At 68.8% G+C, this 23,355-nt stretch carries 22 protein-coding genes; 15 read left to right on the forward strand and 7 right to left on the reverse strand.

The features are described from left to right. Nucleotides 1-81: 81 nt before the first annotated feature. A complete protein-coding gene (locus tag AC1RAA_RS21275; RefSeq protein WP_492730462.1) occupies nt 82-1,071 on the reverse strand; it encodes a Bug family tripartite tricarboxylate transporter substrate binding protein in 990 nt (329 codons plus the stop codon). Nucleotides 1,072-1,316: 245 nt separating this feature from the next. Here AC1RAA_RS21275 and AC1RAA_RS21280 point away from each other — a divergent pair, with 245 nt between their 5' ends. Both AC1RAA_RS21280 and AC1RAA_RS21285 read left to right on the forward strand, forming a co-directional pair. Next, a complete protein-coding gene (locus tag AC1RAA_RS21280; protein WP_390348012.1) occupies nt 1,317-1,694 on the forward strand; it encodes a VOC family protein in 378 nt (125 codons plus the stop codon). A gap of 105 nt (nt 1,695-1,799) precedes the next feature. Further along, entirely contained in the window at nt 1,800-4,385 is a 2,586-nt protein-coding gene (locus AC1RAA_RS21285; protein ID WP_492730464.1) for a hypothetical protein, read from the forward strand. A gap of 49 nt (nt 4,386-4,434) precedes the next feature. Here the strand turns inward: AC1RAA_RS21285 and AC1RAA_RS21290 are convergent, their stop codons facing one another. From AC1RAA_RS21290 to AC1RAA_RS21310, 5 genes are read right to left on the reverse strand one after another with little or no spacing between them, the layout of a single operon-like run. Continuing rightward, nucleotides 4,435-5,016, reverse strand: a complete 582-nt coding sequence (locus AC1RAA_RS21290; protein WP_095747126.1) for a superoxide dismutase — start codon at nt 5,014-5,016, stop codon at nt 4,435-4,437. A 48-nt stretch (nt 5,017-5,064) separates the two neighbouring features. Then, nucleotides 5,065-5,730 (reverse strand): helix-turn-helix transcriptional regulator, encoded by a 666-nt coding sequence (locus tag AC1RAA_RS21295; protein WP_070063058.1) that lies wholly within the window; start codon nt 5,728-5,730, stop codon nt 5,065-5,067. A gap of 36 nt (nt 5,731-5,766) precedes the next feature. Further along, complete coding sequence (locus tag AC1RAA_RS21300) at nt 5,767-7,206, reverse strand: efflux transporter outer membrane subunit (protein WP_492730467.1); 1,440 nt, start codon at nt 7,204-7,206, stop codon at nt 5,767-5,769. A 13-nt stretch (nt 7,207-7,219) separates the two neighbouring features. After that, a complete protein-coding gene (locus AC1RAA_RS21305; RefSeq protein ID WP_492730469.1) occupies nt 7,220-10,306 on the reverse strand; it encodes a MexW/MexI family multidrug efflux RND transporter permease subunit in 3,087 nt (1,028 codons plus the stop codon). After that, nucleotides 10,303-11,409 (reverse strand): efflux RND transporter periplasmic adaptor subunit, encoded by a 1,107-nt coding sequence (locus AC1RAA_RS21310; protein ID WP_492730471.1) that lies wholly within the window; start codon nt 11,407-11,409, stop codon nt 10,303-10,305. The genes AC1RAA_RS21305 and AC1RAA_RS21310 overlap by 4 nt, the downstream gene beginning before the upstream one ends. Before the next feature lie 287 nt (nt 11,410-11,696). Here AC1RAA_RS21310 and AC1RAA_RS21315 point away from each other — a divergent pair, with 287 nt between their 5' ends. Beyond that, on the forward strand, nt 11,697-12,023 hold the full coding sequence (locus AC1RAA_RS21315) for an ArsR/SmtB family transcription factor (protein ID WP_062473861.1): 327 nt from the start codon (nt 11,697-11,699) through the stop codon (nt 12,021-12,023). A 40-nt stretch (nt 12,024-12,063) separates the two neighbouring features. Here the strand turns inward: AC1RAA_RS21315 and AC1RAA_RS21320 are convergent, their stop codons facing one another. Continuing rightward, nucleotides 12,064-12,477, reverse strand: a complete 414-nt coding sequence (locus AC1RAA_RS21320) for a DsrE family protein (RefSeq protein WP_062473859.1) — start codon at nt 12,475-12,477, stop codon at nt 12,064-12,066. A gap of 111 nt (nt 12,478-12,588) precedes the next feature. On the opposite strand from AC1RAA_RS21320, the gene AC1RAA_RS21325 reads away from it, so the two are divergent. The 12 genes from AC1RAA_RS21325 (at nt 12,589) to AC1RAA_RS21380 (ending at nt 23,348) form a co-directional block, all read left to right on the forward strand. Continuing rightward, nucleotides 12,589-13,548: an MBL fold metallo-hydrolase gene (locus AC1RAA_RS21325; protein WP_492730473.1), complete on the forward strand. Its 960-nt coding sequence runs from the start codon at nt 12,589-12,591 to the stop codon at nt 13,546-13,548. Then, on the forward strand, nt 13,545-14,015 hold the full coding sequence (locus AC1RAA_RS21330; RefSeq protein WP_492730475.1) for a thioredoxin fold domain-containing protein: 471 nt from the start codon (nt 13,545-13,547) through the stop codon (nt 14,013-14,015). Before AC1RAA_RS21325 ends, AC1RAA_RS21330 begins: the two co-directional genes overlap by 4 nt. 144 nt (nt 14,016-14,159) lie before the next feature. Then, on the forward strand, nt 14,160-14,477 hold the full coding sequence (locus AC1RAA_RS21335; RefSeq protein WP_492730477.1) for a c-type cytochrome: 318 nt from the start codon (nt 14,160-14,162) through the stop codon (nt 14,475-14,477). A gap of 19 nt (nt 14,478-14,496) precedes the next feature. Then, complete coding sequence (gene soxC, locus AC1RAA_RS21340; protein ID WP_095747119.1) at nt 14,497-15,861, forward strand: sulfite dehydrogenase; 1,365 nt, start codon at nt 14,497-14,499, stop codon at nt 15,859-15,861. Further along, complete coding sequence (locus AC1RAA_RS21345; RefSeq protein WP_492730479.1) at nt 15,845-16,891, forward strand: c-type cytochrome; 1,047 nt, start codon at nt 15,845-15,847, stop codon at nt 16,889-16,891. Before soxC ends, AC1RAA_RS21345 begins: the two co-directional genes overlap by 17 nt. 19 nt (nt 16,892-16,910) lie before the next feature. Continuing rightward, nucleotides 16,911-17,369, forward strand: coding sequence for a thiosulfate oxidation carrier protein SoxY (gene soxY, locus AC1RAA_RS21350; RefSeq protein WP_492730481.1), 459 nt, complete (start codon nt 16,911-16,913; stop codon nt 17,367-17,369). 46 nt (nt 17,370-17,415) lie between these two features. Beyond that, nucleotides 17,416-17,727: a thiosulfate oxidation carrier complex protein SoxZ gene (soxZ, locus tag AC1RAA_RS21355; RefSeq protein WP_172438442.1), complete on the forward strand. Its 312-nt coding sequence runs from the start codon at nt 17,416-17,418 to the stop codon at nt 17,725-17,727. A 67-nt stretch (nt 17,728-17,794) separates the two neighbouring features. Next, a complete protein-coding gene (gene soxA, locus AC1RAA_RS21360; protein ID WP_492730483.1) occupies nt 17,795-18,598 on the forward strand; it encodes a sulfur oxidation c-type cytochrome SoxA in 804 nt (267 codons plus the stop codon). Nucleotides 18,599-18,611: 13 nt separating this feature from the next. Further along, nucleotides 18,612-19,265, forward strand: coding sequence for a sulfur oxidation c-type cytochrome SoxX (gene soxX, locus AC1RAA_RS21365; protein ID WP_159279565.1), 654 nt, complete (start codon nt 18,612-18,614; stop codon nt 19,263-19,265). A gap of 19 nt (nt 19,266-19,284) precedes the next feature. After that, nucleotides 19,285-21,009: a thiosulfohydrolase SoxB gene (gene soxB, locus AC1RAA_RS21370; protein WP_492730485.1), complete on the forward strand. Its 1,725-nt coding sequence runs from the start codon at nt 19,285-19,287 to the stop codon at nt 21,007-21,009. A gap of 43 nt (nt 21,010-21,052) precedes the next feature. Next, on the forward strand, nt 21,053-22,168 hold the full coding sequence (locus AC1RAA_RS21375) for a YeeE/YedE family protein (RefSeq protein ID WP_492730487.1): 1,116 nt from the start codon (nt 21,053-21,055) through the stop codon (nt 22,166-22,168). Between the two features lie 184 nt (nt 22,169-22,352). Continuing rightward, on the forward strand, nt 22,353-23,348 hold the full coding sequence (locus tag AC1RAA_RS21380; RefSeq protein ID WP_390348045.1) for a DUF3829 domain-containing protein: 996 nt from the start codon (nt 22,353-22,355) through the stop codon (nt 23,346-23,348). The last annotated feature ends 7 nt before the right edge of the window (nt 23,349-23,355 follow it).

Consider the following 23,355-nt stretch of genomic DNA (forward strand, 5'->3'; position numbering starts at 1 on the left):
TCGCTTCGCCAACCCCCTACCGGGGGCAACACCAGCGGCCCGGCAAAGCCGGTTCCGCGGTGTTCCTGGTGAAAACCCCTCTTACTCGATCGTCGCGCCCGAAGCCTGCACGATCCCCTTCCACTTCTCGTAGTCGGTCTTCAGCAGCGCGGCGAACTGCTCCGGCGTCATGCTCTGCGGCTCCGCGCCCTGGGCAATGATGGCCGCCTTCATCTCGGGCGTGGCCAGCAGCTTGTTGATCGCCGCGTTCAGCGTGGCGACCACGTCCTTGGGCGTGCCGGCCGGCACGAAGACGCCGTACCAGGTGCTCACGTCGAAGTCCTTGTAGCCCAGCTCGGCCACGGTGGGCGTGTCGGGCAGCGAGGTGCTGCGCTTGGCGGAGGTGACGGCCAGCGGGCGCAGCTTGCCGGCCTTGATCTGGGCCATGGCCGAGGGCACCGACGACACCATCAGGTCGACGTTGCCCGCGAGCACGTCCATCATGGCCGCGTTGGAGCCCTTGTAGGGCACGTGGCGCATCTTGATCTTGGCCGCGCCGTTGAAGATCTCGCCGGCCAGGTGGATGGTGGTGCCGTTGCCCGGCGAGCCGTAGGTGATGGTGTCGGGCGCGGCGCGCGCGGCCTTCACCACGTCGTCCAGCGTCTTGAACTTGGAGTTGGCCTGCGTGACGATCACCACGGGCGTGTAGGCCACGTGGGCCACGGCCGTGAGGTCCTTCACCGGGTTGTAGCTCAGGCTCTTGTAGAGCCAGGGCGCGACGACCATGTTGTCCTTCTGGCCCATCACGATGTCGTAGCCCGTGGGCGTGGCGCGCGCGGCCTCGGCGATGCCGATGGTGCCGCCGGCGCCCGCGCGGTTGTCGGGCACCACGGTCCAGTGGTTGGCCTCGGTGAGCTTCTGCGCGACCAGGCGCGCCAGGATGTCAGTGCCGCCGCCGGGCGGGAAGGGCACGACCATGCGGATGGGCTTGGCGGGGTAGGCGGCGGTCTGGGCGTGGGCCGGGGCGGTGGCCGCCACGGCGGTGAAGGCCAGCGCGAAGGCCAGCGGACGGAGGAAGTTCGATGGGGTCATGGGGGGCATTGTCTCGTTCTGGGGGCAGGGGGGATGCAGTCTGCCGGAACTGCCGGCGCGGGGTTTTCGCGGTTCGCGATGGCCCTCGTCTCGGCTGGCGGGGGCAGAACGCGGGGCGGTGCGTACTTTCGGACGCCTTGACACCGCCCATCGCGCGTCGAATACTCCACCAAATGGTTGAGTATTTCTGGCTCGCCCGGCGCTCGGCGGCTTCCGGGCGCCCATCCTCTTTGCAGGAGGCACCCATGCTCGGACACATCAATGCAGTGGCCAACCTGGCGGTGAAAGACCTCGCCGTGGCCCGACGCTTCTACGAAGACACGCTCGGCCTGGCGCAGGTCGATGCCGAAGGCGACGAGGTCGTCGTCTACCGCAGCGGCAACACGCGGCTCAACGTCTACCGCTCGGCCTTCGCGGGCACCAACCAGGCCACGGCCGTGACCTGGTCGGTCGACGGCGACATCGAGCGCCTCGTGGCCGCGCTCAAGGCCAAGGGCGTGCGCTTCGAGCACTACGACATGCCCGACACCACGCTCGCGGGCGACATCCACGTCATGGGCGACATGAAGGTCGCGTGGTTCAAGGACCCGGACGGGAACATCCTGAACCTCATCAACGTCTGAGGGGCCCCTGTCCATCCGGCATCCCCCGTTTGGGGGAAGCCAAGGGCAGCGCGCTGCGGACAATTCCTCCTGCCATGCACCGGCCTGGCTTGGAGGAGTTCCCACATGAGCGCACCGCCGCCCGAGCAGTCAACGCCTGAACCACCCGCGCGCCCCGAGCGCGTCGCGGTCATCGCCATCCACGGCGTGGCCGACCAGAAGGCCGGCGACACGGCCCGCGCCATTGCCTCGCTGATGCTCAACCACCCCGGCCCCGGCGCCACCTACCGCCAGGCCGACTGCGACAGCCATCTGCTGCCGGTGCCGCCGCTGACGTCGATGGTGCAGCAGCGCACGGGGCATCAAGACAAGAACGAGAAGGCCGCCACCGAAGGCGCCGCCGCGCAGAAGGCCTACGTGCCGCCCGTGCGCAAGGCCATGCGGCAGTCGAAGACCTCGGACTTCAGCGCCGACGACTGGATCTCGACCGCCGAGGCCGACGACGCGGGCGTGGTGCGTGCCGCCAAGGGGCGCGGGCCGCTCACCCCGCGCGAGCTGAAGAAGAGCAACCCCGACATCGCTTTCAGCGACTACCTGCTGTTCAAGTCGCAGCGCGCCGAGCCCGACCACGAGGCCTACGAGGCCACGCGCGTGCGCATGACGCGCGACGCCACCGATGCCCACGGGCAGCCGGTGCAGCAGCGCATCGACGTGCACGAGATGTACTGGGCCGACCTGTCGCGCCTGCCGGGCTCGGTGGCGCGTATCGTCGCCGAGCTGTTCACCATCGTGTTCCGCCTCTCGCAGCTGGGCCGCGACGCGGTGGACCGCGCCGCCGAAGCGGCCGGCGTGAACAGGAAGCCCCGGCCGCCGGGCGCGCGGCGCTGGGCCTGCCTGGCCTCGTTGCAGACCGCGCTCGACTGGGCCTTTGCCAACCTGCTGGCGAACCTGTTCCTGCAGCTGCTGCTGGTCGGGCTGGTGATCGCGGGGCTTGGCGGACTGGCGCGGGTCGAGCCCGCGCCCCATGCGTTGTCGCTCACCGAACTGCTGCGCCGGGTGCTGGCCGTGGCGGTGCCGGTGCTGGCGATCTGGTGGTACTGCTACCAGGCGCGCACCCAGGCCTCCTCGCGGATCGTGGTGGGCCTGTACGCGCTGCTGGCGGGCTGGTTCCTGTGGGCGCTGGTGCCCGCGCACTGGGTGGTCGGCGTGGCCTGGCTGGCGCTGCTCGCCGCGTTGGCCGACCGCGCCCTGCGCATCGCGCGCGACCGCTTTCCGGCGGCGCGCACCTGGGGGCTGGGGTTGATGGCGCTGACCGCGATGGCGCTGCTGGTGCATGTGGCGATCAACGCCTCGGCCGCGGGCGCTACGGACGACCTGCGCCACTGGGTGCGCGCCGGCATGCGGGTGGTCGAGTACCTGCTGCTGGGCGTCGTGGCCTGGTGGGGCGTGGCCGGCGTGCTGCTCATCGCCTGGCTGCTCGCCGGGGAGACGGTGCCCGACCGCGACGCCGCCGCGCGCGCCAGCATCGCCACGGGTCGGCTGGGGCTGTTCGTGTCGCTGGCGGCGTTCGTGGCACTGACGATGGTGGCGTGGGCCGTGCTGACCAATCTGGTGGAGTTGGGTGCACGGGGCGTTTCTTATGCACCGTTCTGGTTTTCCAAGGACATGTGCTGGGGCGACGGTGCGAACTTTCTGCACGACCGCTATGAACGGAGCACGCAGGCCTTCGCCTTGACGGCCGGCCTCACGCTGTCGCTGCTGGCCTACCTGGTGGCGGTGCTGGTGCCCAGCCTGTTCGCCGAGCTCAAGGTGGCCTTCGGCACCTCGCAGGGCCTGGGCCGCTGGCTCGGCGCGGGCTACCGGCGGCTGGACCGCTTCGTCGCCGTGCTGACCAGCGCCAGCGTGGTGGTCGCCTTCGCGGTGGCCCTGTTGCTGGTGCTCAAGCAGTGCAATGTCTCGGTCGGCGGGTGGATCGACGATGCGGTGATCTGGGTGTCGGCGCTGTCGCAGAGCGGGCTCAAGCCGCTGATCTTCACCGCCGCCACGCTGGCCGCTTCCGTCTCGCTGCTCGGCGGTTTTCTCACGCGCACCGTGCCGGGCCTGCGCATGCCGCTCGACGTGGCGCTGGACGTCGACGGCCACTTCCGCGAGTTTCCGCGCCGCGCCATCCCGCGCGCGCGCATCTTCTCGCGCTACGTGTCGCTGCTGGAGCACGTGGCGGCGCAGGGCTACGACCGCATCGTGATCGTGGCCCACAGCCAGGGCACGGTGATCTCCACCGAGCTGCTGCGCTACCTGCAGTTCCGCGCCGCGCAGCAGGTCGATGCGCGGGTGACCGACCTCTGGGCGGCGCTCAACAAGAGCCGCCTCCTGCTGCTCACCGCCGGCTGCCCGCTGCGCCAGTTGTATGCGGCGCGCTTTCCGCACCTCTACGGCTGGGTGACGGCGGAAGACGCGAACGGCGGCGGGCCGAGCGCGGCGCAGGTCGGCGTGGCGCGCTGGGTCAACCTCTACACGGCGGGCGACTACGTGGGCCGCTGGCTCTGGGGCGCGGACGACAAGCCTTACGAGCAGGTGACGACGCCACCAGCCTGGTGCGTCGCGGCCGAGCACGAGGCCTGCCTCGGCCTGGGCGCCCACACCCATTACTTCGACCTCGACCAGGCGCACGTGGCGCGCTGGATCGACTGGATGGTGACGGCGCGCCCATGAAAAAGCCGGCCCGCAGGCCGGCTTTTTCTTCATGCCGAAAGCGTGGGCTTCAGCCGAAGTTCTTCGCTGCGAAGTCCCAGTTCACCAGCTTGGCCAGGAAGGTTTCGACGAACTTCGGGCGCAGGTTGCGGTAGTCGATGTAGTACGCGTGTTCCCACACGTCCACCGTCAGCAGCGCGGTATCGGCGGTGGTCAGCGGCGTGCCGGCGGCGCCGGTGTTCACGATGTCCACCGAACCGTCGGCCTTCTTCACCAGCCACGTCCAGCCCGAACCGAAGTTGCCGACGGCCGACTTCACGAAGGCTTCCTTGAAGGCGTCGTAGCTGCCCCACTTGGCGTCGATGGCCTTGGCCAGCGCGCCGGTGGGTGCGCCGCCGCCTTGAGGCTTCATGCAGTTCCAGAAGAAGGTGTGGTTCCAGATCTGGGCGGCGTTGTTGTAGATGCCGCCGCTGGACTTCTTGACGATCTCTTCGAGCGTCATCGCTTCGAACTCGGTGCCCTTTTGCAGGTTGTTCAGGTTCACCACGTAGGCGTTGTGGTGCTTGCCGTGGTGGAACTCGAGCGTTTCCTTCGAATACTCGGGGGCCAGTGCGTCGATGGCGTACGGCAGCGGGGGAAGGGTGTGTTCCATGGTGGAGCCTTTCTTTCTAGTTGGTGGATAAAGACAAAAGAGGGTGCCTCAGGCGCGGGCCTTGGGCACGATGCGGTAGGCGCAGCGCCGTGCGCCCGCGAGCACGTGTTCGACACGGCTCACGTCGGCCTCGGGCCCCAGCACCTCGTCGAAGAGCTGCAGCTCGCTGCGGCAAAAGCCGGTGCAGGCCTGCGCCGCGGTGCAGATGGGGCAGTGGTTCTCGATGAAGAGAAAGCCGTCGCCCTCGGCCCGGTACTCGGCCATGTAGCCCTCGCGGCTGCGGATGTCCGCCAGCCGTTCGAGCCGCGTCTCGAGGTTGCGCGCACCGCGCATGGCCTCGGTGTAGGTGGCGCGCATGGTGGCTTCGCGCGCGCCGATGAGCTGGTCCATGCCCTTTTCGCCGAACACGCTGATCACGGCGCTGATCATCTGCACCGTCATCTCGGCGTGCGTGTCGGGAAAGCGCCGGTGGCCCTCGCCGGTGAGCCGCCAGATCTGGGTCGGACGGCCGCGGCCGCTGGAGCGGCTCTCGGCGTCCACCAGCCCTTCGGTCTCGAGCTTGGACATCTGCTGGCGCACCGCCTCGACCGTCACGTGCAGCACCTTGGCGATGTCGGGGATGCCGAGCGCGCCACGGGTCTTCAGCGTGGAGAGGATGCGGTCTGCCGGCTGGTGCGGCATCCAGGTGGGCTTGGTGGCATCGGGGGCGGACATGGCAGCTTCGGTCGTGGGAGGAAAACAGCGTCATTGTCAGGTGGTTGGGCCTCCCCTCGCATCCGTGGGCGCTTGCCACCCCCCGCCGAGCGCCTTGTAAAGCGCCACGAGGCTGGTGAACGAGGCGGTTTCGGCCTCGGCCACGGCATCCTGGGCGCGCAGCAGGGTGCGCTGCGCGTCGAGCACGCTCAGGTAGGGTGCGGCGCCTTCGCGGTAGCGCACTTCGGCCAGCTCGGCGGCGCGGCCGCTGCGGGCCGAGGCCTCCAGCAGCCGCTGCAGGCGCAACTGGTTCTGGCCGTAGCCGGTGAGGGCGCTTTCGACGTCCTCGATGGCGCGCAGCACGGTCTGTTCGTAGACGGCGCGCTCGCCCTCTGCACGCGCCTCGGCGCCACGCAGGCGGGCCTTGACCGAGCCCAGCCGCAGCGCAGGCCAGCTCACGCCGGGCGTGACGCTGAAGGCGCGGCTCGACGAACTGCCCAGGTCGGCACCGCGCAGCGCGATGAAGCCCAGGAAGCCGCCGATGTCGACACGCGGGTACAGCTCGGCCGTGGCCGCGCCCACGTCGGCGGTGCTGGCGGCCAGGCCGCGCTCGGCGCGCAGCACGTCGGGTCGGCGGCGCAGCAGTTCGCCCAGGTCGCCGATGGGCAGGCGCTTGTCGAGCACGCGCAGCGGGTGCGGCTGCAGCATCGGCGTCAGCTCGGCCGGGCGCAGGCCCGCCAGCACGGCGACGCGGTGGGCGGCCTGGCGGCGCGTGGTCTCGAGCGCGGGCAGCTGGCTCTCGGTGCTGGCCAGGTTGGCCTGCGCGCTGGCCAGGTCGCCTTCGAGGCCGCGCCCGGTGCGCACCTGCGCCTCGGTCACGCGCAGGCTCTGGCGCAGGCTCTCGAGGGTGCGCTGCGTCACGGCCAGGCGTTGCTCGGCGCCGCGCATCTCGTAGTAGTTGCGCGCCAGTTCGGCCACGGCCACGATGCGCACCTGCTCAAGGTCGGCCGCGCTCGCCTGGGCGCGCGCGGTGGCGGCTTCGTCCAGGCGCTGCAGCCGGCCGAAGAGGTCGATCTCCCAGCCGGCGTCGAAGCCGGCGCGGCTGCTCTGGGCCAGCGTGCGCGCATCGGCCGGCACGCCGTTGCCCTGCGCGATGCTGCGCGTCTTGCTGGCGCCCAGCGTCACCACCGGCAGGCGGTCGAGCTCGGCCTCGGTCTGCATCGCACGCGCTTCCAGCAGCCGCGCGTGGGCGATGCGGATGTCGTGGTTGCCGGCCAGCGCACGCTCGATGAGCGCGTCGAGCTGCGGGTCGTCGAGCTGGCGCCACCAGTCGCGCTGCACCGCGTCGGGCGCGAACAGCGCGCGCTCGGGGGCGGCGATGGCCACCGGCGCGTCGTTCGGCGCGGCGTACTTCGGCCCCACCGCGCAACCGGCCAGCACCAGCAGGCTGAGGGCGAACGGTGCAGCGTAGGAGAAAAGTCTTGTCGTCATGGTCATGCTCCCGGTGTCGTCAGGCGGGCTCGCGCGCCACCAGCGCCTCGAGTTCGGCGGCGCGCTGCGAGCGGCCCACCGTGCGGTGGTCGCGCGCCAGCAGCGTGTACATGGTGGGCAGCACGAACAGCGTGAACAGCGTGCCCACCAGCATGCCGACCACGATCACCAGGCCGATGCTGAAGCGGCTGTTGGCGCCAGCACCGCTCGCGAACAGCAGCGGCACGAGGCCCACCACCATCGCGGCCGTGGTCATCAGGATCGGGCGCAGCCGGATGCGCGCGGCCTGCTCGATGGCGGCGCGGCGCTCCAGGTTCAGGCGCTCCTGGATCTCGTTGGCGAACTCCACCATCAGGATGCCGTGCTTGCTGATGAGCCCGATGAGCGTCACCAGCCCGATCTGCGTGTAGATGTTGATGGTGGCAAAGCCCAGCGCCAGCGGCACCAGCGCGCCGCAGATCGACATCGGCACGCTGACCAGGATGATCAGCGGGTCGCGCAGGCTCTCGTACTGCGCGGCCAGCACCAGGTAGATCACCACGATCGCGAACACGAAGGCCATCACCAGCGCCGAGCCCTCCTGCGTGAACTGGCGCGCGTCCGACTGCCAGTCGTAGCTGAAGCCGGCCGGCAGCTTCTTCGCCTCTTCGCTCAGGAACGCCACGGCGTCGCCCATGGTCACGCCCGGCATCGGAATGGCCTGGAAGGTCGCGGCGTTGAGCTGGTTGAACTGCGTGAGCTTGTTGGGCCCCACGCTGGTCGACAGCGTCACCAGGTTGGCCAGCGGCACGGGCTGGCCGCTCGCGCTCTTCACGAAGTAGCGCGAAAGCGCCTCGGCTGTGAGCCGCTGGTCGCGCGGCGACTGCGGAATCACGTCGTACGAGCGGCCGTCCATGCCGAAGCGGTTGACGTAGTTCTCGCCCACCAGCACGGCCAGCGTGTCGCCGATGGCCTTCATGGTCACGCCCATGCTGTTGGCCTTGGCGCGGTCCACGCGCACTTCGGTCACGGGGTTGTTGAACTCCAGGTCGCTGTCGACCACGGCGAACTTGCCGCTCTCGCGCGCCGCCTTCTTCAGCGTTTCCATCGCCTCGAACACGCTGCGGTGGTCGCCCGCGCTGCGGATCACCATCTGCACCGGAAGCCCGCCGGTCGAACCGGGAAGCGACGGCAGCTGAAAGGCGAACACGCTGCTGCCCTCGACCTCGTTCATGCCGCCCTGCACGTCGCCCTGGATCTGGTCGGCGTTGCGCTGGCGAGCGTTCCAGTCGGACAGCTGCACGCCGCCGATGCTGTTGGACACGCCGTCCGAGCCGTTGATGAGCCAGCGGCCGGTGTTCTCGGGCAACTTGGCCAGCACCTCGTCCCACTTCTGGCCGAACTTCTCGACGTAGTCGATGTTGGCGTGCTGCGGCGATTTGATGACGGTCATCACCATCGCCTGGTCTTCGCCGGGTGCCAGCTCGCGCTGCGCCGCGTTGTACAGGAAGGGCAGGCTCACGAGCACGGCCGCGGCCAGCAGGCCCGTGACCCAGCGGTGGTGCAGCGACACGTCGAGCAGCCGCCCGTAGGCCGTGGCCAGCTTGTGGAAGAAGGCTTCGGCATAGCGCGCCATGCGGCCCGCCGTGGCGTCCTGCGGCAGCAGGAACGAACTCATCACCGGCGACAGCGTGAGCGCGATCACGCCCGACACCACCACCGCGCCCGCCAGCGTGAAGGCGAACTCCTTGAACAGCGACCCCGTGAGCCCGCCCATGAGGCCGATGGGCGCGTACACCGCGGCCAGCGTGAGCGTCATCGCGATCACCGGGCCGGCCACTTCGCGTGCACCGATCAGCGCGGCCTGCACGCGCGACTTGCCTTCCTCGATGTGGCGGTGCACGTTCTCCACCACCACGATGGCGTCGTCCACCACCAGGCCGATGGCCAGCACCATCGCCAGCAGCGTGAGCAGGTTGATGCTGAAGCCGAACAGCAGCATCAGCGCCGCCGCGCCCAGCATCGACAGCGGAATCGTCACCACCGGAATGAGCACCGCGCGCAGCGAGCCCAGGCACAGGAAGATCACCAGCACCACGATGGCGATGGCTTCGAGCAGCGTCTTCTGCACCTCGTCGATCGAGGCCTCGATGAAGCGCGCGAGCTCGAAGGGCAGCTGCACCTCCACGCCCGGCGGGAGGTTCTGCTTGATGCCGGGCAGCAGGTCGCGGATGCGCTTCACGATCACCAGCGGGTTGCCGTTGGGCGCCGCTTGCAGGCCCAGGTAGATGGCCTTGTCGCCGTCCATCGTCGCGCTGCTGTCGGCACTCGCGGCACCGAGTTCCACCGTGGCCACGTCGCCCAGCCGAACGATGGCGTCACCGTCGCGCTTGATGACCATGTCGCGGAACTCGGCCACGTTCACCAGGTCGGTGTTCACGCGGATGTTCGACACCACGTACAGGCCCTTCACCTGCCCGGGTGCGGCCTGCACGTTGTTCTGGCGCAGCGCGTCGGCCAGCTCGCCGGCCGAAATGCCGCGCGCGGCCATGCGGTTGGCGTCCAGCCACACGCGCATCGCCAGCGTCTGTCCGCCCGACACCTCGACGCCCGAGACGCCCTCGATCGACGCGAACTGCGGCTGCACCACGCGCGAGAGGTAGTCGGTGAGCTGCGGCACCGGCATGGTCTTGCTCGAGAAGCCCACGTACGCCACGGCCGTGGCCTCGCCTGCCGACTTGAGGATCACCGGGTCGAAGGCCTCGGCCGGCAGCCGGTACTTCACCTGGCTGACCTGCGCCATGGCCTGCGTGAGCGCCTGGTTGGCGTCGGCGTTGAGCTTCATGCGCACGCTGATCACGCTGCGGCCCAGCGTGGACGACGACGACAGGTAGTCGACGTTCTCGATGGTCGCCACGGCCTGCGCGATCGGCTGCGTGACGAAGCCCTGCATCAGCTCCGGCGAGGCGCCGGGGTACTGCGTGGTGATGGTGAGCGTGGTGCTCTCGGTGAGCGGGTACTGGCGCACCGGCAGGTCGCCCAGCGCACGCGCGCCGAGCAGCAGGATGAGCGTGCTCACCACCAGCGCCAGCACGGGCCGGCGCACGAAGAGGTCGGTGAACTTCATGACTTCGCGTCCTGCAGGGCCAGCGTGTCCTTCGCGGCCGGGGCCACGGCCGCGCCGTTGTACAGGCGCAGCTGGCCCGAGGTGACGACCTGCTCGCCGGCCTTCAGGCCCTGTTCGACGACGACCAGGCCGTCCTGCCGCTCGCCGGTCTTCACGAACACCTGCTGCACCGAGAAGCCGTCGCCTTTTTCGCCGGCGCGCACCACGAACACCGAGTCGCCGTGCGTGCTGTAGGTGATGGCGGTTTCAGGCACCGCGATGGCGTCGGCGCGCGCGGGCAGCGCCACCTTGGCGTTGACGTACATGCCGGGCGTGAGCGCGCCGTCGGCGTTGTCGACCGTGGCCTGCAGCCGCACGGTGCGCGTGTCGCTACCGATCATGGGCTCGATGGCGCTGAGCTTCGCGGGGAACACGCGGCCCGGGTAGGCATCGACCGCGAGCGCCACCGCCTGGTTGCGCCGCAGCGCCGGCAGTGCGTTCTCGGGCAGCGTGAGGTTGGCGAACAGCGTGCGCGCATCGGTCAGCGACACCAGCGCATCGCCGGCGCGCACGAACTGGCCGAGGTTGACCTTGCGGATGCCCAGCACGCCGTCGAACGGCGCCCGGATGTGCTTCTGCTCGATGAGCGCCTGCACGCGGCGCAGCTCGCCGCTGGCCTGGTCGAAGGCGGCCTGCGCCTGTTCCATCTGCTCCTGCGTGGCGGCCTGCTGCGGCAGCAGGCGGCGCGTGCGCTCGAGCAGGGCCCTGGCATTGGCCTGCTGGGCGCGCAGCCGTTCGAGGTCGCCCTGCTCGGGTGCATCGTTCAGCTGCACCAGCAGCTGGCCGGCGCGCACCTGCGCGCCCGGCGTGAAGAGGATCTTCGCGACCCGTCCCTCCACCTCGGCCGGCACCTCGACCTGCCGGTTGGCCTCCAGCGTGCCGATGCCGCCGAGAAAGCGCGCCATCTCGGTCTGCCGCGCGGGGGCCACCGCCACCTTGGCCGGCGGCATGGCGCCGCCCTGTGCATGGGCCGGCTGGAACTTCGCCACGAGCCCGTAGCCCGCCGCGCCCAGCACCGCGGCCGTGAGACCGGCGCCGAGCCAGGTCCTGGATTGTTTGTTCATACGCAACCTGCTTTTTTATCAAAGAAAGTGCTTTGATTATTAGATCGCGTCCGAACGCTGTCGAGAAAGACGTGGCAATGGCCCCGATAGGGCAGGGCTATCTTTGGCGTGGCGTGCATGGTGGGTGCTCCGGGTGGTTGCGCGGGGACATCCCCGCACCCCGAAGACGGGCGGCGCGTCGCTTTTGTGACGCGGCGGTGGCGCGCAATCGCCGTACGGCCGCCGGGACATCGCTCGCGTCGCCAAGGGCCGATGTACATTGCGACCTGCGCATGAACCTATTCAGCATGGCCACCAAACCCCGTAAGAAGTCCGCGGCTGTCACCGAGGACGAGGTCTTCGACATGGCCGCCGACCTGTTCCGGGCCATGGCCGCGCCCATGCGGCTGAAGATCGTGAGCCTGCTGTGCAATGGCGAGAAGAACGTGAGCGAGCTGCTCGCGCAGATCGACACCACGCAGCCCAACATGTCGCAGCACCTGAACACGCTCTACCAGGCGGGCGTGCTCGCACGACGCCGCGACGGCGTGAGCATCTACTACAGCATCGCGAACGAGACCGTGGTGGCGCTGTGCCGCAGCATCTGCGTGCAGATCGCCATCGAGCAGGAATAAGAAGAGAAGAAGAAGGCCGGCGTCAGCCGGCTTTCGCGCCTCAGGGCTTCAGGTAGACGTAGCCTTCCTTCGCCTGCAGCCGCGCCACCTCGGCCACGCCCGAGGGCACCACCTTGGTTTCCATCAGCAGCTTGCCCGCGTCGATGTTGCGCGTGGTCAGCGTGTTGTTGCACACCTTGAACTCCACGCCGCGCCCGGCCAATGCGCTCACCGGGCCGCTGAACTCGCGGCCCCGGCTGTCCTTCGCGTCGCTCAGCAGGAAGTCGATGCCGGGGCCGTGCGTGACCACGACGATCTTCGCCTTCGGCTCCGCGTTCAGGTGGTTCGTGATGTTCGCCAGGATGGCGGCGCTGCTCTCCACGCCGGTGTTCACGTGGTAGACCACCTTGGTCTCCTGCGCGCCCGCGAACGTGGCGACCATGGCGAGCAGGAAAGCGATGAATGCGTGTCTCATGGGGAAACCCTCTGGCTGTTGTCGTTGCCCGCAAAATATCATCTTCTGCTTATATTTACAGCCGGGCAAGCCCGCGGCCCTCGCCGCCAAGCCCGCAGGAGACGACCCACGATGTTCCCGTGCCGGCCCACCGCCGTTCGCGCGAAGGCGCTGCTGATGTGCGCTGCGCTCTGGCTGAGCGCCAGTGCCGCGTTCGCCGCGCCCGAGATCCGCCCGCTGCCGGTGGCGCCCGACATCTACTACGTGCAGGGCATTCCCGCGCTGGGCTCGAAGGAGAACCAGAACTTCATCTCCAACGCCGGCTTCGTCGTCACGCGCGACAGCGTCGTGATGATCGACGCGCTCGGCTCGCCCGCCGTCGCCGAGCGCATGGTGGAGGAGATCCGCAAGCTCACGCCCAAGCCGATCAGCCACGTCATCCTCACGCACTACCACGCCGACCACATCTACGGCCTGCAGGTGTTCAAGGCGCTGGGCGCGCAGATCGTGGCGCACGCGCGCGGCAAGACCTACCTCACGTCCGACACCGCGCGGCTGCGGCTCGAGGCCTCGCGCCAGGAGCTCGCGCCGTGGATCGACGAGCGCACGCGGCTGGTGCCGGCCGACGTGTGGATCGACGGGCGCACCGAGCTCGTCATCGGCGGCACACGCTTCGTGATCCAGCCCGCCGGCCCCGCGCACACGCCCGAAGACCTGGCCATCTTTTTGCCGCAGCAGAAGGTGCTGTTCACCGGCGACATCGTGTTCCGCAACCGCACGCCCTACGTGGGCTCGGCCGACAGCCGGCACTGGATCACGTCACTCGACGCGCTGCTCGCGCTCGACGCACGCACCATCGTGCCGGGCCACGGCCCCGCGTCGGACGATCCCGCGCAAGACCTGCGGCAGACGCGCGACTACCTCGTCTTTCTGCGCGGCGCGATGCAAAAAGCCGCCACCGAGATGACGCCTTTCGACGAAGCCTACGCCGCCACCGACTGGTCACGCTTCGAGGCCTGGCCGCTGTTCAAGGTGGCCAACCGCATGAACGCCTACAACACTTACCTGCTGCTGGAGCAGGAGGCGCGATGAGCGGCGAGCGCACGCGCCGGCAGCTCGTCGCGGGCCTCGCCGCGTGGTGCGTGGCGCCGATGGCGGTGCATGCGGCCGATGTGCAATTGCCCGCGCCCGCCTCGCTGGCCGGCGCGCTCGCCGCGGCGCTGGCCCGCGCGCAACCGCTGGTCGTCATGGCCAGCCTGCAGGGCTGTCCCTTTTGCAAGATCGTGCGCGAGCACTACCTCATGCCCGAACTCGCCGCGGGCCTGCCCGTGGTGCAGATCGAATTTCGTGATCCACGCAGCGTGCGCGATTTCGATGGCACAGCGCGCACGCACGACGCGCTCATCAAGGCGTGGCACGTCAGCGTCGCACCGACCGTGCTCTTCTTCGGCCGCAACGGCCGCGAGGTCGCCGAGCGTCTGACCGGCGGCGACTCGGACTTCTACGGCGCCTACCTCGAAGCACGCCTGCAGCAAGCGCGCACCGCCGTGCGCGGCTGACGTTATGCATGGCGAAACCGAACGGGTTTCCCCCAAGGGCAAAGCCCTTCCCTTGTTCACGATCGTCCCTAAAATCAATACATAACGATTTACTTATTTAACGATGAAACCGGCCGCTTCGGGGCGCGTTTCGAGGAGACCGAATTGAAGTTGCTGCTGCCGTCGCTCGCCGTCGCTGTCACCGCCTTGCTGCTGTCGACACCGGCCCTTGCCAACAAGGAACTGGCCCAGAAGAACGCCTGCCTCGCCTGCCACGCGGTCGACAAGAAGCTGGTCGGCCCCGCCTACCTCGACGTCGCGAAGAAGTACACCGGCCAGGCCGACGCGCTCGCCGCGCTCACCGCGAGCATCCAGAAGGGCAGCACCGGCAAGTGGGGCGCCGTGCCCATGCCCGCCCAGCCCACGATGAGCGAGGCCGATGCCAAGGCGCTGGCCGCCTGGGTGTTGGGCGGCGCCAAGTAAGGCCCACGGACGCGACGCGATGAGCGGCAGCATCCAGCAGACCGGGCAGGTGCGCAAGGCACCCGAGAACTTTCTCGACGCGCAGGGCGTGCGCGCCGTCTTCGCCGAAGCCGGCAAGGGGCGGCGCGACTTCATCCGCAACGCCTTCGCCGCCGCCGTTGCAGGCACCGCAGCGACGTCGTCCGCGCTCGCGCAAACGCGCACCGCCGTGGGCGACGGCGACCCCGCCATCTTGAACCTGCCCGCGCACAGCACGGGCCTCGGCCAGCCGGTGGTCACCGACGGCTACGGCAAGCCTTCCAAATACGAAGCCAATGTGCAGCGCCGCCAGAGCCCGGGGCTCACGCCGACCGCGCAGGCCTCGGTGTCGTTCGCGCCGCTGCAGTCGCTGTTCGGCATCGTCACGCCCAGCGGCCTGCACTTCGAGCGGCACCACCAGGGCTGGTGGGACATCGATCCGTCGAAGCACCGGCTGATGGTCAACGGCATGGTGAAGACGCCGAAGGTCTTCACGCTCGACGAGCTGATGCGGCTGCCCTCGGTGTCGCGCTTTCACTTCATCGAGTGCGGCGCCAACACCGGCATGGAGTGGGGCAACGTCGCCGTGCCGACGGCCCAGTACACGCACGGCATGCTGTCGTGCAGCGAGTTCACCGGCGTGCCGCTGATCACGCTGCTCGAGATGGCGGGCGCCGACCTCAAGGGCGAGCGCTTCGTGCTCGCCGAAGGCGCCGACGGCTCGTCGATGACGCGCACCATTCCCATGAGCCTCATCCGCTCGGGCGAGGTGCTCGTGGCCTACGGCCAGAACGGCGAAATGCTGCGGCCCGAGCAGGGCTACCCGCTGCGGCTCGTGGTGCCGGGCGTGCAGGGCGTGAGCTGGGTCAAGTACCTGCGCCGCATCGAACTCGGCGACCAGCCCTACGGTGCCAAGGACGAGACCGTGCACTACGTCGACCTCATGCCCGACGGCCAGCACCGCCAGTACACCAGCATCCAGGAATGCAAGAGCGTCGTGACCACGCCCTCGGGCGGGCAGATGCTGCTCGACAAGGGCTTCTACAACATCACCGGCCTCGCATGGTCGGGGCGCGGCAAGGTGAAGCGCGTGGACGTGAGCGTGGACGGCGGGCGCAACTGGCGCACCGCGCGGCTCGAATCGCCCGTGCTCTCGAAGTGCCTCACGCGCTTCAACATCGACTGGGTGTGGGACGGCACGCCCGCCATCATCCAGAGCCGCGCGATGGACGACACCGGCTACGTGCAGCCCAGCTACAAGCAGCTGCGCGCGGTGCGCGGCACGCGCTCGATCTATCACAACAACGCCATCCAGTCGTGGCAGGTGCAGGCGAACGGGGAGGTGGCGAATGTCCAGCTTTCCTAAGCGCGCGCTGCTGTTGCTGGTCTTCGCTGGCAGCGCAGCCGCATGGGCACAGCCCAAGGCGGCAGGCTACGCCGGCATCGGCCGCGACGCCACGCCCAAGGAAGTGGCCGCGTGGGACATCGACGTGCGTCCCGACTTCAAGGGGCTGCCGCCCGGCTCGGGCTCCGTCACGCGCGGGCAGGACCTGTGGGAAGGCAAGTGCGCCTCGTGCCACGGCGTGTTCGGCGAGTCGAACCAGGTGTTCAGCCCCATCGTCGGCGGTACCACGGCCGAGGACATCAAGAGCGGCCACGTCGCGCGCCTGAAAGACCCGGCGTTCCCGGGCCGCACCACGCTGATGAAGGTCACGAGCCTGTCGACCGTGTGGGACTACGTGTACCGCGCCATGCCGTGGAACCAGCCCAAGTCGCTCTCGCCCGACGACGTGTACGCCGTCACCGCCTACATGCTGAACCTCGGCGGCATCGTGCCCGACGACTTCACGCTGTCCGACAAGAACATCCGCGAGGTGCAGGCCCGCATGCCCAATCGCAACGGCGGCACCACCGCGCACGCGATGTGGCCCGGCAGCGAGTTCGGCCGCGCGGCCAAGCCCGACGTGTCGGCCGTGGCCTGCATGCGCGACTGCGTGCCGGCGGCGTCGTCCGTCGCGCAACTGCCGCCGCATGCGCGCGGCAGCCACGGCAACCTCGCCGACCAGAACCGGCTGGTGGGTGCGCAGCGCGGCATCGCCACCGCCGCACCCGCTGCTGCAGTGAAGACCAGCGCACCGGCTGCCGCACCGAAAGTGCCCGTGGCGCTGCTCGAGAAGAACAGCTGCACCGCCTGCCATGGCATGACGCAAAAGCTCGTCGGCCCCGCCTTCTCGGACATCGCGAAAAAGTACCCCGGCCAGACCGACCACCTGCTGCAGAAGATCAAGGCGGGCAGCACCGGCGTCTGGGGGGCGATCCCGATGCCGCCGCAGACCCTCGGCGACGATGATGCCAAGGCCATCGCACGCTGGCTCGCCGACAGCGCCGGACCATGATTCGACAGGAGACAACCCCATGAAAAACCGCAGACAGATGCTCACGCAGTCCGCCGCCCTCGCAGGCCTGGCGGTCACCGCCGGCTGGCTCCCCGCCACCGCCCTCGCGTATTCCAAAGACGCCTTCGACGCCAAGAGCGTGGCCGACGCGCTCAAGGCCGTCGGCGTCACCGGCGCGCCCACCGAGAGCAAGGACGTCACCATCACCGGCCCCGACATCGCCGAGAACGGCGCCGTGGTGCCGCTCAGCGTGGCCACCGCCCTGCCCGGCGTGAAGCAGCTCATGCTGCTGGTCGAGAAGAACCCCAACGCCGTGGTCGCGATCTTCAACACCTCGGAGTTCGTCGAGTCGAACTTCACCACGCGCGCCAAGCTGGGCCAGTCATCCGACGTGTACGCGATCGCGGTCATGAACGACGGCAAGGCGCTCTTCGCCAAGAAGGAAGTCAAGGTCACGCTCGGCGGCTGCGGCGGCTGAGCGGCGGGCTTCACACACAGAACACGACGAGAAGAAGGAGACCACCATGGCAGATCCCATGCGCATCCGCGCCCAGGCCGCGGGCGACAAGACGACCGTGCGCATCCTCATGGCGCACGAAATGGAAACCGGCCAGCGCAAGGACGCCGCCGGCAAGACCATCCCCGCCTGGTTCATCCAGGAGGTCACGGCCTCGCTCAACGGCAAGACCGTGCTCACGGCCGACTGGGGCCCGGCGGTGTCGAAGAACCCCTTCATGCAGTTCACGCTGAAGGGCGCGAAGGCCGGCGACAAGATCGCCGTGACCTGGAAGGACAACCGCGGCGACACCCGCACCGACGAAGCCACCGTCAGCTGACGCTTTCTTCGCCCACGCGGGCGCTCGCTCGCGTGTTGTGTTCCCCACGAGAAAAAAAGGCGGCCCCATGAGGACAACCACATGCCTGAGCCTGCTGGTGCTGGCCGGCAGCATCGCACTGCCCGCCGCGGCGCAGAAGACCACGGCCGAAGGCATCGCCGAGTACCGCGCGCTGCTGCAGGACGGCAACCCCGCCGAACTGTTCGAGGCCAAGGGCGAAGACCTCTGGAAACAGAAGCGCGGCCCCAAGGGCGCGTCGATGGAGAAGTGCGACCTCGGCAAGGGCCCGGGCGTGGTGAAGGGCGCGTTCGCCGAACTGCCGCGCTACTTTCCCGACACCGGCCGCGTGCAGGACATGGAGTCGCGCCTGCTCACCTGCATGGAAACGCTGCAGGGCTTCGACGCCGCCGCCATCGCCAAGACGCCGTTCGGCCAGGGCGAGCAGAAGAACCTCGAGGGGCTGGTGGCGTGGATCTCGGCCGAATCGAAAGGCCTGCCGTTGAACCTGCCGCAGTCGCATGCGGGCGAACGCCGTGCGTACGAAGTGGGCAAGCGCCTGTTCTTCCTGCGCGCCGGTCCGCACGACTTTGCCTGCGCCACCTGCCACGGCGCCGACGGCAAGCGCATCCGCCTGCAAGACCTGCCCAACCTCACGAAGAACCCCGGCGCCGGTGAAGGCTTCGGCGCCTGGCCGGCGTACCGTGTGTCGTCGGGCGAGCTGTGGGGCATGCAACGTCGGCTGAACGACTGCTTCCGCCAGCAGCGCTTTCCGTACCCGGGCTACGCCAGCGACGTGACCGTGGCACTGGCCGTGTACATGGGCGTCAACGGCAAGGGCGGCAAGACCACTGCGCCCGCCATCAAGCGCTGAAGGAGCCACGCCCATGAAATCAGATCACTTCCTCGGCCTGGCCGCCGTGGCCTGCGCGCTCACCGTGTTCGGCTGCGCGTCCGTCGACAGCGCCGCCGAGCTCGACAAGCTCACCGCCGACGCGCTGCAGCGCTCCTTCCGCGACCAGGGCATCGCCAAGGTCGACCGCCTCGTGCAAGACCCGGCCAACCTGGCGTGCAGCGAGGCCGAGGCCAGCGGCAAGCCACTCGATGAGCAGCGCACCAAGGAGATCGAGGCCGCGAACATGAAGACCGTGCGCTGGCCGTCCGACGGCAAGTTCGTCGGCGACTGGCGCGAGGGCGAGAAGATCGCGCAGAACGGCCGCGGCCTCACCTGGACCGACGCGGCCAACGCCGCCAACGGCGGCAATTGCTACAACTGCCACCAGATGTCGAAGGAAGAAATCTCCTTCGGCACGCTCGGCCCGAGCCTGTACCACTACGGCAAGTTGCGCGGCGTGAGCGACCCGGCCAGCGCCGCCTCCAAGCCCATCGTCGAATACACCTGGGGCAAGCTGTGGAACGCGCGCGCCTACAACGCCTGCTCGAACATGCCGCGCGTCGGCCACTCCGGCATCCTCAACGAGAAGCAGATCCGCGACGTGATGGGCTTGCTGCTCGACCCCCAGTCTCCCGTCAACCGCTGAACGCCCGGCTTCTTCCTTCATGAACCTTTCCAAGCGCGAGTTCGTCCAGATGCTCGGTGCCGGCGCTGTCGCCGGCCTGGGCCTGGGCCGCCACGGCAGCAGCATGGCCGCCGGCCTCGACGGCATGTACACCGTGCCGGCCTTCGGCAACGTGTCGATGCTGCACATGACCGACTGCCATGCGCAGCTCAAGCCGCTGTACTTCCGCGAACCGGGCGTCAACATCGGCGTGGGCCACATGCGCGGCAAGGTGCCGCACCTCGTCGGCGAACATTTGCTGAAGGCTGCGGGCGTGAAGCCCGGCACGCGCATGGCGCATGCGCTCACGTACCTCGACTTCGACAAGGCCGCACAGCGCTACGGCAAGGTCGGCGGCTTCGCGCACCTGGCCACGCTGGTGAAACAGCTCAAGGCCAGCCGCCCCGGCGCGCTGCTGCTCGACGGCGGCGATACCTGGCAGGGCTCGGCCACCTCGCTGTGGACCGATGCGCAGGACATGGTCGACGCCTGCAAGCTGCTCGGCGTCGACGTGATGACCGGGCACTGGGAGTTCACCTACGGCATGGCGCGGGTGCAGCAGATCATCGAGAAGGACTTTGCCGGCAAGGTCGAGTTCGTCGCGCAGAACGTCAAGACCGCCGACTTCGGCGACCCGGTGTTCAAGCCCTACGTGATGCGCGGGATCAACGGCGTGCCCTGCGCCATCATCGGCCAGGCCTTTCCGTACACGCCCATCGCCAACCCACGCTACATGGTGGCCGACTGGACCTTCGGCATCCAGGACGACAACCTGCAGCGCGTGGTGAACGAGGCGCGCGGCAAGGGCGCGCAGGTGGTGGTGGTGCTGTCGCACAACGGCATGGACGTCGACCTCAAGATGGCCAGCCGCGTCACCGGCATCGACGCCATCCTGGGCGGCCACACGCACGACGGCACGCCCATGCCCACGCTGGTGAGCAACGCGGGCGGCAAGACCATCGTGGTCAACGGCGGCTCCAACGGCAAGTTCCTCGGCGTGATCGACTTCGACGTCAAGGGCAAGAAGGTGAGCGACTTCCGCTACCGCCTGCTGCCCGTGTTCTCCGACCTCATTCCGGCCGACAAGGAGATGGACGCGCTCATCACCCGCGTGCGTGCGCCCTACGAGGCGAAGCTGTCCGAAACCCTCGCCCACACCGACGGCGCGCTGTACCGGCGCGGCAACTTCAACGGCACCGGCGACCAGCTGCTGCTCGACGCGCTCATGGAAGTGCAGGACGCACCCATCGCCTTCTCGCCCGGCTTCCGCTGGGGCACCTCGCTGCTGCCCGGCCAGGCGATCACGCGCGAGTGGCTGATGGACATGACGGCCACCACGTACTCGTACGCCACCGTCACGCAGATGACCGGCGAGACGCTGAAGACCGTGCTCGAAGACGTCTGCGACAACCTCTTCAACCCCGACCCCTACTACCAGCAGGGCGGCGACATGGTGCGCGTGGGCGGGCTGCAGTACACCTGCGACCCGACCGCCGCCATGGGCCAGCGCATCCAGGACATGCGCCTGGGCGGCAAGCCCATCGACGCCAGCCGCAGCTACAAGGTCGCGGGCTGGGCGCCCGTGAGCGAAGAGGCGCGCACCGCCGGCAACAAGCCGGTGTGGGAGGTCATCGAGCCGTGGCTGAAGTCGCGCAAGGTGGTGACCACGCGCCGGCTCGACGAACCCGTGCTGAAGAACATCGCACCAAACCCCGGCCTGGCCTGAATTGAGCCCGCGCGTGCGCGAGGGCGCTCCCTAGAATCGGGGCATGTCCATCGCGCAGCTTTCCCTTCTCACCACGCTCGCGCTCGTGGCGGCCTTCGTGCTGTCGGCGGTGTTCGGCGCCGTCGCGCGCGCCACGCGCTTTTGCACCATGGGCGCGATCAGCGACGTGGTGGCGCTGGGCGACTGGACCCGCGTGAAGCAGTGGGCCGCGGCCGGTGGCGTCGCGCTCATCGGCTTCTCGGCGCTCGTGTTCGCGGGGTTCGTCGATGCCGACCGTACGCTCTACGCCTCGCACCAGATCCTCTGGCTCGCCGCGCTCGTCGGCGGCCTGCTGTTCGGCGTCGGCATGGTGCTGTCCTCGGGCTGCGGCAACAAGACGCTGGTGCGCCTGGGCGGCGGCAGCCTCAAGGCGCTGGTGGTGCTGGTGCTCATGGGCGTGTCGGCCTTCGCCACGCTGAAGGGCATCACCGCGGTGCTGCGCGTCGCGACCGTCGATGCGGTGCACATCGACCTGGCGATGAATGCGTCGCTGCCCGATGTGCTGGCCGCGTCTTTCCAACTGAAGGCGGCCTCGCTGCGCCTGGCGCTCGGCCTGGTGCTCGGCGGCGCGCTGCTCGTGTGGGCCGCATGGGGCCGCGAGACGCGCGACGTGCGCAGCCTCGTCGGCGGCATGCTGATCGGCGCGCTGGTCGTCGGTGCGTGGTGGCTCAGCGGCCATTGGGCGGTGGTCGAGGAGCATCCGCTCACGCTCGAGCACGTGTTCCTCGCCACCAACTCCGGCCGCGCCGAGGCGCTGAGCTTCGTCACGCCGGTGGCCTACGCGCTCGACTGGCTCATGTTCTACAGCGATGCCAACAAGCGCCTCACGCTGGGCATCGTGTCGGTCGCCGGCGTGGTGGTGGGCGCCGCGCTGCATGCGCTGTGGTCGCGCGAATTCCGCTGGGAAGGCTTCGCCGGCACCGGCGACCTCGCGCACCACGCGACGGGCGCCGTGCTCATGGGCATCGGCGGCGTCACGGCCATGGGCTGCACCATCGGGCAGGGCCTGAGTGCGCTGTCGACGCTGAGCATCGCGAGCCTGCCGGCCATCGCGGGCATCGTCATCGGTGCGGTGGTAAGCCTGAAGTACCAAGCTTGGCAGCTCGAACGCACGCTCTGATTTCCAGCGCTGTGCGTTGAAGCGAATCCTCACAATTTAGTTCGGCGCGCGGGGCGTTTTTCGCGCGTTCGCGACGATCGGACGCGGTGGTGCTGGCTATCATTTTCCGCACCTGATGCCGCTGCGAACGATGGCCTTCATCGACGGGCGCGGCACCGAACAACCACAACCGAGGGAGAGCGCCATGACTGCGCACAACAACCGATCGGCGCGCACGCGCCTGTTTGCCTTGAGCCTTTGCTTCTGTGCCGTGCTCGCGGCCTGCAAGGAAGACAACAAGCCGACGCCGGCGGCAGCCTCGCCATCGCCGTCCGCATCGGGCAAGACCCAGCCCGCCAAGGACCCGGCCCGCGTGCAGGCCGCGGCCCGCACCACCTACAGCCAGGGCTACAACCGGCTCATCGACGACAACCGCAGCGTGGGTGCCAAGTACAAGAGCTACGTGCAGATGAACGTGAACGGCAAGTCGCCGAGCGGGAACTCGTTCTATGGCAGCCCTTCCGATGTGCAGTCCATCGTGGACGACCTGAAGAAGGCACGCGCCGACGGCTCGGGCGACGCGGCGCTCGATGCGGCCGTCGACGGCGTGGTGGCCACGGGCGAGAAGCTCGTCGCCGTCTGGACGCCGATGGACCCGTACTACCGGTCCAAGAGCTTTCTCGAAGACAAGTGGGTCAAGGGCCGCGCGGCCGACGCCGACATGAACGCCGCCTTCAAGGGCCTGCTGGCCAGCATCGACACGCTGGGCGGCGAGCTGGACCGCGTGCAGGAGGCGTCGCGCACCGAACGCATGGCCAAGCTCAAGGCCGAGGGCGACATGCTCAACTACCACACGCTGGCCTCGATGGCGGTGGCCAAGAAGTTCGTCAACGGCCTCGACCAGATCGACGGCCTGAAGAACAAGGACGCCGTCGCCAAGGTCGATGCGGCGGCCAGCGAGTTGCAGGCTTCGCTGGAAGAACTCTCCAAGGCGCTGGAAGAAGCCAAGGCCGCAGCCAAGGCCAAGGGAGAAGCAGGCAAGGCGCCCAACTACAACTACGAGTCGCTGCACGGCAGCCTGCTGAACATGATCGGCCAATGGCGCACGTTCAAGGACAGCAAGTTCCCGTCGACGTACAAGAACATCGTGAGTTACTACAACTCCGCCGTGGGTTCGTACAACCGCGGCTTCGGCCGCTGACCCCCGC

Source organism: Variovorax sp. GW823-FHT04F07 (assembly GCF_058795995.1).

Excerpts from the sequence above, each read along its gene's own strand:
- AC1RAA_RS21345 (WP_492730479.1), top strand. The coding sequence starts at position 15,845 with ATGTCCAGCTTTCCTAAGCGCGCGCTGCTGTTGCTGGTCTTCGCTGGC.
- AC1RAA_RS21285 (WP_492730464.1), top strand. The coding sequence starts at position 1,800 with ATGAGCGCACCGCCGCCCGAGCAGTCAACGCCTGAACCACCCGCGCGC.
- AC1RAA_RS21375 (WP_492730487.1), top strand. The coding sequence starts at position 21,053 with ATGTCCATCGCGCAGCTTTCCCTTCTCACCACGCTCGCGCTCGTGGCG.
- soxB (WP_492730485.1), top strand. The coding sequence starts at position 19,285 with ATGAACCTTTCCAAGCGCGAGTTCGTCCAGATGCTCGGTGCCGGCGCT.
- AC1RAA_RS21300 (WP_492730467.1), bottom strand. The coding sequence starts at position 7,206 with ATGACCATGACGACAAGACTTTTCTCCTACGCTGCACCGTTCGCCCTC.
- AC1RAA_RS21320 (WP_062473859.1), bottom strand. The coding sequence starts at position 12,477 with ATGAGACACGCATTCATCGCTTTCCTGCTCGCCATGGTCGCCACGTTC.
- soxY (WP_492730481.1), top strand. The coding sequence starts at position 16,911 with ATGAAAAACCGCAGACAGATGCTCACGCAGTCCGCCGCCCTCGCAGGC.
- AC1RAA_RS21380 (WP_390348045.1), top strand. The coding sequence starts at position 22,353 with ATGACTGCGCACAACAACCGATCGGCGCGCACGCGCCTGTTTGCCTTG.
- AC1RAA_RS21310 (WP_492730471.1), bottom strand. The coding sequence starts at position 11,409 with ATGAACAAACAATCCAGGACCTGGCTCGGCGCCGGTCTCACGGCCGCG.
- AC1RAA_RS21330 (WP_492730475.1), top strand. The coding sequence starts at position 13,545 with ATGAGCGGCGAGCGCACGCGCCGGCAGCTCGTCGCGGGCCTCGCCGCG.
- AC1RAA_RS21305 (WP_492730469.1), bottom strand. The coding sequence starts at position 10,306 with ATGAAGTTCACCGACCTCTTCGTGCGCCGGCCCGTGCTGGCGCTGGTG.
- AC1RAA_RS21280 (WP_390348012.1), top strand. The coding sequence starts at position 1,317 with ATGCTCGGACACATCAATGCAGTGGCCAACCTGGCGGTGAAAGACCTC.
- soxA (WP_492730483.1), top strand. The coding sequence starts at position 17,795 with ATGAGGACAACCACATGCCTGAGCCTGCTGGTGCTGGCCGGCAGCATC.
- soxC (WP_095747119.1), top strand. The coding sequence starts at position 14,497 with ATGAGCGGCAGCATCCAGCAGACCGGGCAGGTGCGCAAGGCACCCGAG.
- AC1RAA_RS21290 (WP_095747126.1), bottom strand. The coding sequence starts at position 5,016 with ATGGAACACACCCTTCCCCCGCTGCCGTACGCCATCGACGCACTGGCC.
- AC1RAA_RS21275 (WP_492730462.1), bottom strand. The coding sequence starts at position 1,071 with ATGACCCCATCGAACTTCCTCCGTCCGCTGGCCTTCGCGCTGGCCTTC.
- AC1RAA_RS21325 (WP_492730473.1), top strand. The coding sequence starts at position 12,589 with ATGTTCCCGTGCCGGCCCACCGCCGTTCGCGCGAAGGCGCTGCTGATG.
- soxX (WP_159279565.1), top strand. The coding sequence starts at position 18,612 with ATGAAATCAGATCACTTCCTCGGCCTGGCCGCCGTGGCCTGCGCGCTC.
- AC1RAA_RS21315 (WP_062473861.1), top strand. The coding sequence starts at position 11,697 with ATGGCCACCAAACCCCGTAAGAAGTCCGCGGCTGTCACCGAGGACGAG.
- soxZ (WP_172438442.1), top strand. The coding sequence starts at position 17,416 with ATGGCAGATCCCATGCGCATCCGCGCCCAGGCCGCGGGCGACAAGACG.
- AC1RAA_RS21295 (WP_070063058.1), bottom strand. The coding sequence starts at position 5,730 with ATGTCCGCCCCCGATGCCACCAAGCCCACCTGGATGCCGCACCAGCCG.